The organism is Agromyces bracchium (genome assembly GCF_009709675.1).
Lineage (GTDB): Bacteria > Actinomycetota > Actinomycetes > Actinomycetales > Microbacteriaceae > Agromyces > Agromyces bracchium.
Map to the genome: position 1 here is coordinate 133,087 of NZ_WMLB01000042.1, position 14,534 is coordinate 147,620.

The 14,534-nt window shown below is 72.9% G+C and carries 14 protein-coding genes; 8 read left to right on the top strand and 6 right to left on the bottom strand.

Going from position 1 to position 14,534, the window contains the following annotated elements; genetic code table 11:
* Positions 1-990, bottom strand: coding sequence for a DMT family transporter (locus GJ743_RS17635; protein ID WP_155053203.1), 990 nt, complete (start codon positions 988-990; stop codon positions 1-3).
* A gap of 193 nt (positions 991-1,183) precedes the next feature.
* Between GJ743_RS17635 and GJ743_RS17640 the strand changes: the two genes are divergently transcribed.
* Positions 1,184-2,227: an alcohol dehydrogenase catalytic domain-containing protein gene (locus GJ743_RS17640; protein WP_328289319.1), complete on the top strand. Its 1,044-nt coding sequence runs from the start codon at positions 1,184-1,186 to the stop codon at positions 2,225-2,227.
* 13 nt (positions 2,228-2,240) lie between these two features.
* Here the strand turns inward: GJ743_RS17640 and GJ743_RS17645 are convergent, their stop codons facing one another.
* Positions 2,241-2,621, bottom strand: a complete 381-nt coding sequence (locus GJ743_RS17645) for a DUF7882 family protein (RefSeq protein WP_230386890.1) — start codon at positions 2,619-2,621, stop codon at positions 2,241-2,243.
* Positions 2,622-2,848: 227 nt separating this feature from the next.
* Here GJ743_RS17645 and GJ743_RS17650 point away from each other — a divergent pair, with 227 nt between their 5' ends.
* Complete coding sequence (locus GJ743_RS17650; protein ID WP_155053204.1) at positions 2,849-3,817, top strand: helix-turn-helix transcriptional regulator; 969 nt, start codon at positions 2,849-2,851, stop codon at positions 3,815-3,817.
* Here the strand turns inward: GJ743_RS17650 and GJ743_RS17655 are convergent.
* Positions 3,804-4,325, bottom strand: coding sequence for an AAA family ATPase (locus tag GJ743_RS17655; protein WP_155053205.1), 522 nt, complete (start codon positions 4,323-4,325; stop codon positions 3,804-3,806). The two genes, GJ743_RS17650 and GJ743_RS17655, sit on opposite strands and share 14 nt — an antisense overlap.
* A 156-nt stretch (positions 4,326-4,481) precedes the next feature.
* Here GJ743_RS17655 and GJ743_RS17660 point away from each other — a divergent pair, with 156 nt between their 5' ends.
* The 4 genes from GJ743_RS17660 to GJ743_RS17675 all read left to right on the top strand — a co-directional run bounded on the left by GJ743_RS17660 (position 4,482) and on the right by GJ743_RS17675 (position 7,470).
* Positions 4,482-5,300, top strand: a complete 819-nt coding sequence (locus tag GJ743_RS17660; RefSeq protein WP_155053206.1) for a hypothetical protein — start codon at positions 4,482-4,484, stop codon at positions 5,298-5,300.
* A 32-nt stretch (positions 5,301-5,332) separates the two neighbouring features.
* Complete coding sequence (locus tag GJ743_RS17665) at positions 5,333-5,755, top strand: phage baseplate assembly protein V (RefSeq protein ID WP_328289320.1); 423 nt, start codon at positions 5,333-5,335, stop codon at positions 5,753-5,755.
* 10 nt (positions 5,756-5,765) lie between these two features.
* The gene (locus GJ743_RS17670) at positions 5,766-6,077 is read left to right on the top strand and encodes a hypothetical protein (protein ID WP_155053208.1); all 312 of its coding nucleotides are present in this window, start codon (positions 5,766-5,768) and stop codon (positions 6,075-6,077) included.
* A 100-nt stretch (positions 6,078-6,177) separates the two neighbouring features.
* Complete coding sequence (locus GJ743_RS17675; protein ID WP_155053209.1) at positions 6,178-7,470, top strand: ATP-binding protein; 1,293 nt, start codon at positions 6,178-6,180, stop codon at positions 7,468-7,470.
* A 37-nt stretch (positions 7,471-7,507) separates the two neighbouring features.
* Here the strand turns inward: GJ743_RS17675 and GJ743_RS17680 are convergent, their stop codons facing one another.
* Positions 7,508-8,119: a YggT family protein gene (locus GJ743_RS17680; protein WP_196217049.1), complete on the bottom strand. Its 612-nt coding sequence runs from the start codon at positions 8,117-8,119 to the stop codon at positions 7,508-7,510.
* Positions 8,120-8,300: 181 nt separating this feature from the next.
* Here GJ743_RS17680 and GJ743_RS17685 point away from each other — a divergent pair, with 181 nt between their 5' ends.
* Entirely contained in the window at positions 8,301-9,743 is a 1,443-nt protein-coding gene (locus GJ743_RS17685) for an MFS transporter (protein WP_155053211.1), read from the top strand.
* A 56-nt stretch (positions 9,744-9,799) separates the two neighbouring features.
* Here the strand turns inward: GJ743_RS17685 and GJ743_RS17690 are convergent, their stop codons facing one another.
* Both GJ743_RS17690 and GJ743_RS17695 read right to left on the bottom strand, forming a co-directional pair.
* Positions 9,800-12,019 carry a heavy metal translocating P-type ATPase gene (locus tag GJ743_RS17690; RefSeq protein ID WP_155053249.1) on the bottom strand — a complete coding sequence of 740 codons (2,220 nt, stop codon included), beginning with the start codon at positions 12,017-12,019 and terminating at the stop codon, positions 9,800-9,802.
* A 176-nt stretch (positions 12,020-12,195) separates the two neighbouring features.
* On the bottom strand, positions 12,196-13,365 hold the full coding sequence (locus GJ743_RS17695) for an FAD-dependent oxidoreductase (RefSeq protein WP_196217050.1): 1,170 nt from the start codon (positions 13,363-13,365) through the stop codon (positions 12,196-12,198).
* 146 nt (positions 13,366-13,511) lie between these two features.
* On the opposite strand from GJ743_RS17695, the gene GJ743_RS17700 reads away from it, so the two are divergent.
* Positions 13,512-14,513, top strand: a complete 1,002-nt coding sequence (locus GJ743_RS17700; protein ID WP_230386892.1) for a heavy-metal-associated domain-containing protein — start codon at positions 13,512-13,514, stop codon at positions 14,511-14,513.
* Positions 14,514-14,534 lie beyond the last annotated feature (21 nt).

The window sequence follows — 14,534 nt, forward strand, 5'->3', positions numbered from 1 at the left end:
CTACGGGGTGCCTCCGACGTCGACGGGGACGCTCGGAGGCCGGACGGCGTCGGTCCGCGGAACGGCGCGCCGCGGCATCCGTCGACTGCTCGACGCGGCGAGGAGCACGATGCCGGACGCCAGCACGGCGAGGCCGAGGACGGCCGTCGCGGGCAGGCGTTCCTGCAGCAGGAGCACCCCGAGGAGGGTCGCCGTGAGCGGCTCGGCGAGGGTCAGCGTCGACACGGTCGCTGGCGTGAGTCGCTTCAGGCCTGCGCCGAAGAGGAGGTACGCCGCCGTCGTCGTCACGAGACCGAGCCAGAGCGCCATCGCGAGCCCCTCGGGCGTCGCGAGCCATCCGGTGTCGGTCGCGAGCAGCACCGGGAGGCTCGCCGCCGCGGCGACGCCGAACATCGCGCCCATGCTCGCCGCCGACGTCCATCCGCGGTCGAGCAGCGACTTGCCCGCGAGCGTGTAGACGGCGTACGAGGCGCCGGCGCCGACGGATGCCGCGACCCCGAGGGGATCGACGGCGCTCGGGCCGGCGCCGCTCGCCGACGCGAGCACCGCGACGCCGATCGTCGCGAGCGCGGTCGCGACGATCCAGGTCCGGCCGGGGAACCGACGTCGCAGCGCCCAGTCGAGGAGGCCCGTGAGGACCGGGGCCGAGCCGAGTGCGACGACCGTGCCGACCGCAACGCCGTTCGTCGCGGTCCCCGCGAAGAACGCGGGCTGGTAGGCGAGCACGCCCGCCGCGCCGACGGCGACCGCGACCCACGCGGGCCCGCGCGGCGCGCGGCCGCCGGACGCTGAGGCGACGGATGTCCCGGTCGCGCCGCTCCGGCGTCCGGCGACGTGCAGGGCGAGCGCCACCGCGGCGAGGGCGCCTCCGCCGATGAGGATGCGCGCCGCGCCGACGGAGAGCGGATCCGCGTCGGGCCCGAGCGCCTGCGCGGTGCCGGTCGTGCCGAAGCAGACCGCGGCGGCGAGGACGAGCAGGACGGAGCGCATGGCGAAGATTGTTACACAATCCGAAGCGTCAGGGAAGTCTGGGATCGTGCGGGGGCCTCCCGAGCCGTCCCTCCCGATAGGATTCCGTGGGTCGCCTCGCCGCGGCATCCGTCACGTCATCGCCGAGGGGGCGCGCGACCCGGCGCACGGTGCCGCAAACGCCGGCGGGCGGCCACCATCCGGAGGAGGACCTGTGCGCGCCGTCATGTACCGCGGATTCGGCGACGAACCCGAGCTCGTCGAGGTCGACCGCCCGGCCTGCCCGCCGCGCGGCGCCGTCGTGCGCGTGCGCGCGACCGGGCTGTGCCGCAGCGACTGGCACGGCTGGATGGGCCACGACGCCGGGATCGCCCTGCCGCACGTGCCGGGGCACGAGTTCGCGGGCGAGATCGCCGAACTCGGCTCCGAGGTGGCGGACGACTCGGGCTGGGCCGTCGGCGACCGCGTGACCGCGCCGTTCATCTGCGCATGCGGCCGCTGCGCCGAGTGCCTCGCGGGCAACGAGCAGGTGTGCGACGCGCAGCGCCAGCCCGGCTTCACGCACTGGGGGTCGTTCGCCGAGTACGTCGTCGTCGACGAGGCCGCGCTGAACCTCATCCGCCTGCCGGACTCGCTCGGGTTCGTCGAGGCGGCATCGCTCGGCTGCCGGTTCGCGACCGCCTACCGCGCGATCATCACGCGCGGGCGCCTGCACCCCGGCGAGCAGGTGGCGGTGCACGGATGCGGCGGCGTCGGCCTCTCCGCGATCATGATCGCCGTCGCGGCCGGCGTCCTGGTCTACGGCGTGGACGTCTCCGACGCCGCGCTCGCCGCAGCGGCCGAGCTCGGCGCGACCCCGATCCGGGGCGGCGACGGTGCAGCCGAACGGGTGCGCGAGGCGAGCGGTGGCGGGGTCGACCTGTCGGTCGACGCGTTCGGCAGCCCCGCGACGTCGTTCGCCTCGGTCCGGAGCCTGAAGAAGCGCGGTCGGCACGTGCAGATCGGGCTCATGCTCGCCGACGACGCGACCGCCGCCATGCCGATGGACGCGGTCATCGACGGTGAGCTCGAGATCCTCGGCAGCCACGGCATGGCCGCGCACGAGTACCCGGACATGCTGGGCGCAGTCGCATCGGAGGCGTTCCGCCCGATCGAGCTCGTCGGCCGCACGATCACCCTCGACGCCGTGCCCGAGGCCCTGGCGGCCATGGGCCGCGCAGGGGGAGCGGGGTCGGGCATGACGGTCGTCGAGCTGTAGCGGCGGACTCCGGTCAGGCGACGTCGGGCAGCGGGGCCGGTCGCGGCCGCGCCGGCGTCCTCGGCCGCGCCGGCGTGCGCGGGATCGGCCGCGGGGCGGGCACCTCGGTCGCCTCCGGTTCGGGCGCGATCACGAGCCCGTCGCGCGAGGCCGCGACATCCGCCAGCAGTTCGAGCCACGCCCGGTTCATCGGGGGTCGGCGACGGTCGGCGTAGCGGAATTCCAGCGCCACCGACGGGCCGAGCCAGAGGCTGACCTCGCGCCCGTCGACCGTCCCGCTGAAGCCGAACGACTCCCGACGCCGGAGCTTGGCGAGGATCACGACCTGGAGGTGCGCGAGCGTGCGGTCGTCCATGGGGATCGACATGCGGCTGTCGTAGACGAGTGAACCCATCTCGGCCGGACTCCTTCCGACGGTGCGGGCGAGGTTCGCGGGCGGTGCTGTTCTTCGCGGTCCCCCTCCGCTGGATCAAGCACCGCCCACACTTCGAACCGTACGCGCACGGACCGGGGCATCGAGCGCGTTCCCCTGCGCTCTTCCGAATCCGGATAGGCGTTCGGCGTGCGGCCACGTACACTTGCCGAACCCGGCATCCCCCACGCCGGGTATAAGGGAGTTCCATGGCCGGACTCACCCGGTCGGCGTTCGACACGCGCGACCCGGAAGCGGCCTGTCGCGCATTCGAGCCGATGGTGCCCCGTCTCGCCTTCGGGCGCGCCGATCCCGCCGAATTCCGGGTCCGCCTGCGGTTCGACGCCGCGCCGTCGTTCACGGTCATCGAGTACGCGTTCTCCGCGCCCGCGGCGACCGTCGCCGGCTCCGACGACCTCGTGGTCATCTCGGCCAAGGGCCGCGGCTTCGAACTACGGCACGGACGCACGCCCGTGGACACCTCCCTGCCGTACCTGCAGTCGCCCGAGAGCCTCGCCGCCCGCTGGGAGACGGTCGCCGCCCGGGCGATCATGCTCGACCGGGGCGGCGTCGCCGCGGTCGCCCGCGCGATCACCGGCGATGCCGAGATCGAGACCGCCTTCATCGACGTCGCGCCGCGCAGCGCCGACCTCGGCCGGCACTTCGAGCGCATCGCGCATCGCGTGCGCTCGGCCATGCTGGACGCGCCCGACGCGTTCGCCGAGCCGGTCGTCGCGGCGGCGGCGTTCAACCGGCTCGCGGTCGCCTACCTCTACGCATTCCAGGTCGTCAAGCTCGACCTCGACGGTCGACGGATGCCGCTCGGCCCGCGCTCCGCGATCGTCCGCGCCGCGCTCGACCACATGCACGCCTACGCGTCCGAGCCGATCACGGTGCAGGGCGTCGCCGAGGCCGTGCACATCTCGGCGCGCGGCCTGCACACCGCGTTCGCGGCCGAGCTCGGGCAGTCGCCGTCCGAGCACCTCCGCGGCATCCGGCTCGCCGGTGTGCGCGACGAACTGCGCTTCGCGCCGCCCGAGCAGGGCATCGCCGCCGTCGCGCACCGCTGGGGGTTCGTGCACCTGTCGCGATTCGCCGAGACGTACGCCCGTGCGTTCGGGGAGCTGCCCTCCGAGACCGTCGGGGCGCGCCACCGCATCGGCGCTACAGCCGCGTGAGGATGAACTCGACGCGGTCCTCCGCGGGCAGCACCGGGACGCTGACGACGGGCATCGGCAGCGACAGGTAGACCTCCATCAGGAGGTCGTGGATGCGGCGCTGGTCCGTGGCATCCTCGGTCCTGGCGTAGTCGCGGTGGAGCGGCAGCAGGTCCATCACGAAGACCTTGCGGTAGCGCACGTGCACGAGCGCCTCGAGCAGGGCGGGGTCGGGCTCGAGGCCGAGCAGCCGGTAGTAGGCGAGCGAGTCGGGGATCGCCCGGTCGAGGAAGACGACCTCCTCGGGGTCCAGCTCGGCCTCCTGCGCCAGTTGCAGGGCGAGCACGTTCCGCTGGAAGTCCTCCTGCCGGGACCTGGTCTCCTCGACCGAGTGCCCGCCGAGCCGCTGGAGGTCGATGTAGTGCCGGCTCTCCTCGATCGTGGTGCGGTAGCCGCGCTGCCGCAGCAGGTCGACCGTGGTCGTCTTGCCCGAACTCGGGCCGCCCGTGATCACGTACCAGCGGGTCATCGTGCCCCCTCGCCCCGTCGCCCCTCGTGAACGGATCGTATCGCCAGGCGGCGTGCGATTGCCGCGCTGTCGACACCGGAGTAGCATCGCGCCGGGCGGAGCGGAAGCCGGTTCGGGGGACCGGGGCATTCCGCGCCACGGCAGTCGGGGGAAGGCATGCCGAACACCGTCGATCAGGCGATCCGGTTCGCGCGGGATCACCCGACGAAGGACGTCGGGCAGGTTGATTCGTCGTGGGCGGGGTGGTGCGCCGCGCTGGTGTTCTGGGCGGGCGGTTTCGGCCGGTCGTTCGGAACCGCCCTGGAGGCGGGTTCGAACTCCGGGACGCTCCATCCCGACTGGCGGACGGCGCCCCGCGGGGCGATCCACTACTGGGCCGGCGTGTTCATCGACGGCGTCGAGTGCGGGCACACCGCCATCGACATCGGCGGCGGGAACCACACCCTGCTCATGGCCTCCTCCCGCGTGGACAACTTCGGCACCGCGATCGGGACGATCACGTTCGCCGACTACGACCAGCCGAGCTATCGCGGATGGTCGATGAAGTGGGGCTCGGAGACGCTGGCCGGGGTGGACACCCTCGGGCGTCCGAGGCCCGACGATGAAAGGGACGACGACATGACCTTCCGCATCGTGAACCCGACCGACCCCGGCGACAACGCGCTGTACGCGCTCTCCGACTCGGGCCGCTGGGTGAAGATCAGCAACCCGGCCGACCTGCTGCTCCTGCAGAAGTTCCGCTCGGGCGATATCGGCGACATCACCAAGGGCCAAGTGAGCATCATCCGGCAGTACCTGCAGAAGCTCTCGCCGAGCTCACCGCCGTTCGACGCCCAGGCGTTCGCCGCCGCCGTCGCGAAGCGGCTCGTCGGCCGGGTCAACGACTCCATGGACATCGAGCAGGCGGTGAACGACGCCATCGAGGAGCAGGTCCCGCCGCTCGAGGCCGATCCGCTGATCGTGCGGCCGGGATGACGGCGGCTCGGCCGGCGGAGGCGGGGGACCGAGTGGGCGGGCCCTACTGGGGGAAGTACCGGGGCACCTGCGTCGACGCGACCGATCCGCAGGTGATGGGGCGGATCCAAGTCGCCGTGCCGGCGGTCCTCGGCGAGGCCGAGACGGCGTGGGCGCTGCCGTGCCTGCCGGCGGCGACAGGTGCCGGCGGCCTCGCCTGGATCCCATCCGTCGGCGCGCACGTGTGGGTGGAGTTCGAGGGCGGCGATCCGGCCTTCCCGATCTGGGTGGGCGGATGGTTCGACCCGGCGGACGCACACGGACTCCGACCCGGCGACCTCCGCATCACCACGTCGACCGGCGCCGTCGTCACGCTCTCCGAGAGCGGGATCGCCATCGACACCGGTCGAGGGGCGATCATCACGCTCTCCGGCCCGTCCGTCGACGTCAACCGCGGCGGCCTGACGGTCACCTGAGGCGGCGCCCGTGACCGATCCGATCATCGACGCCGGGACGACGGTGCGCTGCCCGCACGGCGGAATCGCCGCGCCGCTCGGAGCGGAGGCGCGCGTGCGAGTGGAAGGTCTTGCAGCGGTCACGGTCGCGACCCGATGGGCGGTGAGCGGATGCCGCGGCGAGGGCCCCGGCGGATGCGTCACCGCGCACGCCACCGGCGGCTCGCGCCGGGTGAGCATCGGCGGCGTGCCGGTCATCCGGGCATCCGACCGTCTCGTCGGCGACCCGTCGGGCGCCGACCTGTCGGTGGTCGTCCGTGGCGATCGGGTCCGGGTCGGGTGATCGGACCCGCGGCGTCACCGGATTCCGCCGCCGAGCGGCGTCGCCGTACGCTGGCGGGACGGCGACGACGCCGGCGACGCATCGGCGGGAGGGGCGGCGGATGACCGGATGGCGGATTCGGGAGTTCCATCGGGATGACCTCGACGGCATCCTCCATCTCTGGGAGCACGCGACGGACTCGCCGATCGAGCCCGTCTACGGGCTGAGCGAGGTGCTCGCCTCGTGCGAGAAGGACGACGCGCTGGTCGCCGTGCACGGCGAGGAGGTCGTCGGTGCGGTCGTGGGCCGGGCGGCCCACAACCAGGGCTGGATCGTCTTCCTCGCGACGACGCCGGAGTGGCGCGGGCGCGGGATCGGCACGGCGCTGCTCGCCGCCCTCGAGAAGAAGATGGAGCCGCACGGCCTCGGCAAGCTGTCGGCGCTCGTGCCCGAGGCGGAGGAGACGCGGGTCGATGCGTTCCGCCGCCAGGGCTTCGAACTCCGGCAGCATCTCCGCTACTACGAGCGGCGCATCCCGGTGCAGCGCGAGGAGCTCAGCTCGCTCGCCGAGCTCGGCGGTCGCATCCTGCCGCGCGACCTGTGGGAGGGCGTCGCCGGCATGCGGCGCGAGAAGGAGATCCTCGAGCAGCGTCTCGTGATGCCGCTCGCCGAGCCCGACCTCGCCGAGCGCTTCGGCGTGGTGCCGCCGCGCGCGGTGGTGCTGTTCGGACCGCCCGGCACGGGCAAGACGACCTTTGCGAAGGCCATCGCCTCACGCCTGGAGTGGTCGTTCGTCGAGGTGTTCCCGTCGCGGCTCGCGGCCGATCCGGGCGGGCTGGCCGGGGCGCTTCGCGAGACCTTCACCAAGATCGCCGAGCTCGAGCACGCGGTCGTGTTCATCGACGAGGTCGAGGAGATCGCGGCGCAACGCTCGGGCGAACCGCCCTCGCCGCTGCAGGGCGTCACGAACGAGCTGCTGAAGATCATCCCGGCCTTCCGCGAGCAGCCCGGCCGGCTGCTCGTGTGCGCCACGAACTTCATCCGCGCGCTCGACAGTGCCTTCCTCCGGCACGGCCGCTTCGACTACGTCATCCCGATCGGCCTGCCCGACGAGACGGCCCGCACGGCGATCTGGCAGCGCTACGTGCCGGAGACGGTGGCCGACGACGTCGACCTCGGCGTGCTCGTCGAGCGCACGGCCGGGTTCTCGCCCGCCGACATCGAGTTCGCCGCGCGCAGCGCGTCGCAGCGCGCGTTCGAGGCCGCGCTCTCGGGTGGGGCGGATGCCGCGGCCGAACGCCCCGGGCCGACGACCGAGGACTACCTCGAGGCGATCGCCGGCACGCGCACGACGGTCTCGGCGGAGACGACGGCGGCGTTCCTCGAGGACATCGAGGCGCTCGCGCGCGTGTAGGCGAGGGATCCTGCGGTCGGTGCGGCCGGCGTCGCGCTCAGTACGGCGGCACCGAACCCGGCGGCGTCGCGGGGCCGTTCGGCGGTGAGCCGGGCGTCGCGCCGGGCGGCGGATAGCCCGCACCGCCGGTCGGGACCTGCCCGTGAGGGTATCCGCCGACGATGGCCTGCGCGCCCGACGGCGTCGTGCCGACGCCCTGCGCGCGCTGCGCCTGCTCCGCGAGCTGCGCGCGCTGCGCCTGCTCCGCCAGGTGGGCTCGGGCCATCCGGTCCATCTCCTCGCGGTGCTGCCGCTCGGACCGCTCGATCCGCCGGCTGATCGCGGCGACGCCGGCGCCGATGCCGCCCGCGATCAGGGCGTAGATGATGATCGCGAAGAGCGCCGAGACATCGAGGTACCCGCCGTCGGAGAGGTCGCGCGTCGGGAAGATGTCGCGGAAGGGATGCAGGTACGCGTCGGAGACGCGATACACGAACGCCGCGAATCCGGCATCGGGATTCGCGGCGAAGAGGAGCAGGAACACGCGCAGCGAGAGCGCGATGACGCCGATGAGCACCCAGACGTAGAGGATCCATGTCGCGATCTTCAGCAGCCGCAGGTACCAGGGCGGCTTCCAATCGGTCTCTGCGGCGGTGTCGGTGCGGCTCATCGGGCTCCCCCTTCCCCCCTCGCGCGTCGCGAGGCGACCCGCCCAGCCAATCGTGCTGGGCGCGCCCGACGCAAGGGACGTGGGTCCCGACCATGCGTCGACGACGCAGTCGGAAATACCCCATGGGGGTATGTGGTTAGATACCCCAGAGGGGTACGTGACCCCGGAAGGAGAAACGATCATGTCCCAACCACCAGCGGCCACGGCACGGCGCCGATGGCTCGGGCTCGCGCTCATCGCCGCCGCCCAATTCGTCGTCATCATGGACACGTCGATCATCGGCGTGGCCCTCCCGGAGATGCAGGCCGAGCTCGGCTTCACGCCGGAGTCCCTGTCCTGGGTGTTCAACGCCTACGTGGTCGCGTTCGGCGGCCTGCTCCTGCTCGGCGGCCGGCTCTCCGACCTGTTCGGCGCGCGCCGGGTGTTCCTGGCCGGATGGGGCATCCTCGCGCTCGGCTCGGTGCTCGCGGGTGCCGCGAACGGCGTCGGCCTCGAGATCACCGGGCGTGCCGTGCAGGGTGCCGGTGCCGCACTGATCGCCCCGGCGGCGTTGAGCCTGCTGATGGCGCTGTTCGGTGGAACGCCGCAGCTGCCGAAGGCGTTCGCGGTCTACGGCGCCGCGGCTCCGATCGGCGGCACCGCCGGCGTCTTCCTCGGCGGCGTGCTCACCGAGTACGCGAGCTGGCCCTGGGTGTTCTACATCACCGTGCCGATCGCCCTCGCGGTCATGTTCCTCGCCCCGGGCGCGCTCCCGCGCGTCACCGGGCAACGCGGTTCCGTCGACGTGCTCGGCGCCGTGACCGGCACGGCCGGTCTCGCCGCCCTGGTCTACGGCATCGTCCGCGCCCCCGAGGCCGGCTGGGCCTCGCTCGAGGTGCTCGTCGCGCTGGCGGCCGGCGTGGTCCTGCTCGGCCTGTTCTTCATCGTCCAGCGCGCCTCCCGGCAGCCGCTGCTGCGCCTCGGGATCTTCCGCACGCCGCAGCTCGGCGCCGCGAACACCGCGCAGCTGCTGCTCGGCGCCGCGTGGGTGCCGATGTGGTTCTTCCTGAACCTCTACCTGCAGCAGGTCCTCGGCGCGGGCTCCTTCGCGGCCGGCGCGGCACTCCTGCCGATGACCGTGCTCATCGTGCTCGGCATGACGATGGTCGCACCGCGCCTGCTGGCGCGTTTCGGCTCGAAGACGCTCATCATCGTCGGGTTCGCGTTCCTCGCCGCCGGGCTCGTGTGGCTCGGGTTCGTCCGGCCCGACGGCAACTACGTGGCGGACGTGCTCCCCGCGTCGCTGGTCGCCGCGTTCGGCATGGCGCTCGCGTTCATCCCGTCGCTCGGCACCGCGATCGGCGTGGCCCGGCCCGAGGAGACCGGTGTCGCGTCGGGGCTCGTGAACACGAGCTACCAGATCGGCTCCGCGGTGGGCCTCGCCGCCGTGACCGCGCTCAGCTCGGCCGTGGTCGGGACCGGCACCGGTCCCGTGGCGCTGACGGCGGGGTACTCGGCCGCCTTCATCGGGGCCGCGGCCATCGCGGTCGTCGGCGGGCTCATCGCCGCCGTCACGCTTCGCGCGGCGAAGCGGGCGGGCGAGGCCGAGTCCGCGAGCGACGAGCAGGTCCCGGTGGACGCCTGACCTCCGAACCGGGAGCGGGGGAGGCGCGGGCCGTTGGGCCCGCGCCTCCGTCGCGTTCAGTGGTGCGCGTGGACCGGCTCGTCGGCGACGCGGGTCGCGCGCTCGCCGAGGAGCTCGCGGGCGCTCGCCTCGGGGCGGAGGTCGAGGCGGCGGAGCAGCTGCGCGTTGCCGGCGACGATGATGGTCGAGAGCGACATCAGGATGGCGCCGACCGACATCGGCAGCACGAACCCGATCGGGGCGAGCACGCCGGCGGCGAGCGGCACCGAGATGAGGTTGTACCCGGCCGCCCACCACAGGTTCTGCTTCATCTTGCGGTAGCTCGCCCGCGAGAGCTCGATCACCGAGAGCACCGAACGCGGGTCGTCGCTGGCGAGGATGACGCCGGCCGAGGCGATCGCGACATCCGTACCGGCACCGATCGCGATGCCGACGTCGGCCTGCGCGAGCGCGGGAGCATCGTTCACGCCGTCTCCGACCATCGCGACTTTCCGGCCCTCGCGCTGCAGCTCCTGGACCTTCGCGGACTTGTCCTCGGGTCGCACGCCGGCGAAGTACCGATCGATGCCGAGCTCGGATGCCACGGACCGGGCGACCGCGTCGGCATCGCCGGTGATCATGACGACCTCCAGGCTCAGCTCGTGCAGCGCGTCGACCGCGTCGCGGGACTCGTCGCGGATCGCGTCCGCGAGCTTCAGGGCGCCGATCACCGACCCGTTCTCGACCACGTGCAGGATGATCGCGCCGTCGGCGCGCCACTCGTCGGCGACGGCGAGCTCGTCGACGCCCTCCTCGGCGAGCAGGTGCGGCCCGCCGACGCGGATCGTGTCGCCGTCGACGCGCGCGGTGACGCCCACGGCCGGAGCGGATTCGAAGTCGGTCGCGATGGCCGGATCGAGGCCGCGCTCGGTCGCGGAGCCGACGATGGCGCGGGCGAGCGGGTGCTCGGAATCCATCTCGGCGGAGGCCGCCAGCGAGAGCACCTGCTCGGGGTCGCGGCCCGCGGCCGGCTCGATCGCGATGACCGCCGGCTGCCCCTTGGTGAGGGTGCCGGTCTTGTCGAAGAGGACGCTCGTCACGGTGCGCATGCTCTCGAGCGCGAGCCGGTCCTTGATCAGCACGCCGCCGCGCGCGGCACGCTCCGTGGCGATGGAGACGACGAGCGGGATCGCGAGGCCCAGCGCGTGCGGACACGCGATCACGAGGACGGTGATCGTGCGGACCACCGCTTCATCGGGCAGGCCGAGCAGGCTCCAGATGGTCGCCGTGATCACGGCTGCGCCGAGCGCGAACCAGAACAGCCAGGCGGCGGCCCGGTCCGCGATCCGCTGGGCGCGCGAGGACGAGTTCTGCGCGTCCTCGACGAGACGGCGGATGCCGGCGAGCGCCGTGTCCTCGCCGACGGCGGAGATCTCGATCCGGATCCCCGAGTCGGTGGCGACCGTGCCGGCGACGACATGGTCGCCGTCGCTCCGGCGGACGGTCTTCGACTCGCCGGTGATCATGGATTCATCCATGCTCGCCGAACCCGCGACGACCACGCCGTCGGCGGGCACGCGTCCGCCGGGGCGGACGACGACGACGTCGCCGACCCGGAGTTCGGAGGGGTCGACCGTGACGGTCGCGTCGCCCTCGACGCGCTCGGCCTCGTCGGGCAGCAGTGCGGCGAGCGAGTCGAGCGCGGAGGTCGTCTGGGCGAGCGAGCGCATCTCGAGCCAGTGCCCGAGGAGCATGATCACGATGAGGAGGGCGAGCTCCCACCAGAAGTCCAGCTCGTGGTCGAGCAGCCCGAGGGTCGCGCCCCAGCTCGCGATGAACGCCACCGTGATGGCGAGCCCGATGAGGAGCATCATGCCCGGCTTCAGCGCCCGGAGCTCGCTGACCGCGCCCGTGAGGAAGGGACGTCCGCCCCAGACGTACATGACGGTGCCGAGCACCGGCGAGATCCACCCGACCCAGGCCTGCTCCGGCAGGTCGTAGCCGATGATCATGGCGAACATCGCGGAGAAGCCGACGACGGGGACGGCGAGCACGAGGTTGATCCAGAACAGCCTGCGGAACTGCCCGACGTGGTCGCCGTGGCCGGCGTGGCCGCCGTGTCCGGCGTGCGCGTTGTGTCCGGCGTGCTCGGCGTGCGCGTCGTGCTCGGCGTGACCGGCATGGCCGGCGTGTGCGTCGTGCTCGGCGTGGCCGGCGTGGCCGGCATGCCCTGCGTGCTCGGAGTCGTCGCGCTCGCCGTGTGCGTCGTGATCGCCGTGCGACCCGTGCATCTGCATCGCGGGACTCGCGGCATCCGCCTCGTGGTGGTGGGCGTGGCCGCCGTGCTCGTCGTGTTCGTGCCCGGCCGGAGTCGTCGACTTCGGGTGATTCCGCGCGCGCTCGTCCATCGTCTCGCCCTTCCGCATCGCCAGGCGAACGGCGGATCGCCGTTCGTCGGCGCCAGCACGAGAGATTATACCCCTGTGGGGTACAGCGACATCGGGTCGCGCAGGTCTCGGCTCGCCGACGTCGCGAGATCGCGCACGACGAGCGGGGCGTCGAGGCCCGCGACCGCGGTGACGCGTCCGAGGTGGCGCCCGACGCCCACGGCCGCCCCTTCGACGTGTCGCGACCACTCCGTTCGATCGGTGGCCACGCCCCAGGCGGTGAGCATCGAACCGTGGATCCGGCTGGAGAACCCCGAGTCGAATCCGTAGTCGCCGGGATCCGCCCCGCCGAGGAGGTCGTGCAGGATCGAGCGGGCGGCGTGGGCCCCCTGGGCTGCCGCATCATCCCAGTGGTCGACGCGGATGGCGGTGCCGCGCGCGAGGATCGAGGCGACGCTGCCGGCGGCGTAGACCCCGCGGAGCCCGGTCCGCAGTCGGGCGTCGACGGTGATCGCGCCCTGGTCGGAGCCGGATGCCGGGCGATGCGCGAGCGTGCCGTGCGCCACGATGGCGGCGTCGGCCTCGAGGGTCTCGCCGTCGGAGAGTTCGATGACGGCCGAGCTCGACCGCGTCGTGGCGCGCGCGACGCTGCGCCCGGTGCGGACCCGGATGCGGTCGCGATGGCGCCTGAGCAGTTCGGATGCGACGGCCGGGCCGAGCTGGTCGCGGAGGGGCAGCGACGACCGGGCGACGAGCGTCACGCCGACGCCGGCGTCGGCGAGCAGCGACGCGGTCTCCGAGCCGACGAGGCCGGCGCCGAGGATCACGACGCGTCCTCCGCCCTGCGGGAGGAGGCGTCGGACTCGTTCCGCGTCGTCAGCCGAGTGGAGGGGCAGGATCCGCGAGCGCGGAGTGCCGGCATCCGCTTCGAACGACGCCGGGCGCGGCACGCTGCCGGACGCGATCACGACGGCGTCGGGTGCGAGCCGGCCGCCGGAGCGCAGCTGCACCGTCCCGTCCTCCTCGATCGCCTCGACCTCGTCCTGCAGCAGGTCGGTTCCCGTCGGGACCGGTCGGCTCAGCTGCTCCCGGGTCAGGAGCCCGGTGAGCACGCCCTTGTTCACGAGCGTGCGGTTCGTCGCCCCCGCGGGGTCGACGATCGTCACCCGGCCCGGCCAGCCCGACCGGACCAGCGTGTCTGCTGCGGACCAGCCGGCGGCGCCGGCCCCGACGATCACTGCGTGTTCTGAAGACATGTCCACCTCCGTGTGCGGAATACCCGGGTGGGGTATATGGTTGTCCAGCATGCCTCAATACCCCTACCCCGTATCGAAAGGATGGGCGATGAGCGTATATCCCCTGGGCCACCGGGCCGTGATCGATGCCGTTCAGGAGGCCGGCTATGTCGCGCAGCCGCGGTGAGGTGAGTCCCGCCCTCCGTCTCGGACTCTTCGGCGCGGGCGTCGCGGGCGTCTTCGGCCTCGCGATCGCCGCAGGCCCCCTGATCGTGCCGCCCGACCGCGTCGCCGCATGGGCGGAGCAGAGCGAGGACCAGGCGCAGTCGCATGGCGGGGCGCACGATGCGCCCGAGGGGGAGGCGGAGCCCATGCCGCACGAGGTCCCCGGCCTGTCGATCGAGGCCGACGGATACCGCCTGGCCGACCTGCACGCGCCCGCAGAGGCGGGCAGCGCCGAGTCACTGCACTTCCGCATCCTCGACTCGGAGGGCGACGCGCTGACGGACTTCGACGAGACCCACGAACGGCCCCTGCACCTGATCGTGGTGCGCTCCGACGGGGCGCAGTTCCGCCACGTGCACCCCGAGCTCGAGGACGACGGGCACTGGAGCATCCCCTGGGAATGGGAGGCCGCGGGAACGTACCGTCTCTTCGCGGACTTCCGTCCGACCGGACACGACGAGACGCTCACGCTCACGACCACTGCGAGCGTGAACGGCCTCGTTGCCCCGACCGACGCGCCCGCGCCGGGCTCCCGGGTCGCCGAGGCCGGACCGTTCACGGTCGAGCTCACGGGCGACCTCGCCGCCGGTGCGGAGGCAGAGCTCGAGTTCACCGTGCGACGGGACGGACGCCCCGTGACCACGATCGAGCCCTACCTCGGAGCTGCAGGACATCTGGTCATGCTCCGGGCGGGCGATCTCGGGTACCTCCACGCTCACCCCCTCGACGAGGCCGAGACCGCCGGGGCATCCGACCTCGGTCCCGACATCCGCTTCGCCGCCACCCCGCCCACCGAGGGCGACTACCTGCTGTACGTCGACTTCAAGGTCGACGGGCAGGTGCACACCGCCGCCTTCGCCGTCGACGCTGCGCTCGCCGCTGCGGAGTCGGCTGCACACGGCGACGGCGACGGCGACGGCGGCGAGCACGCCGACGGTCACTGAGACGACGTGACCGACGAAAGG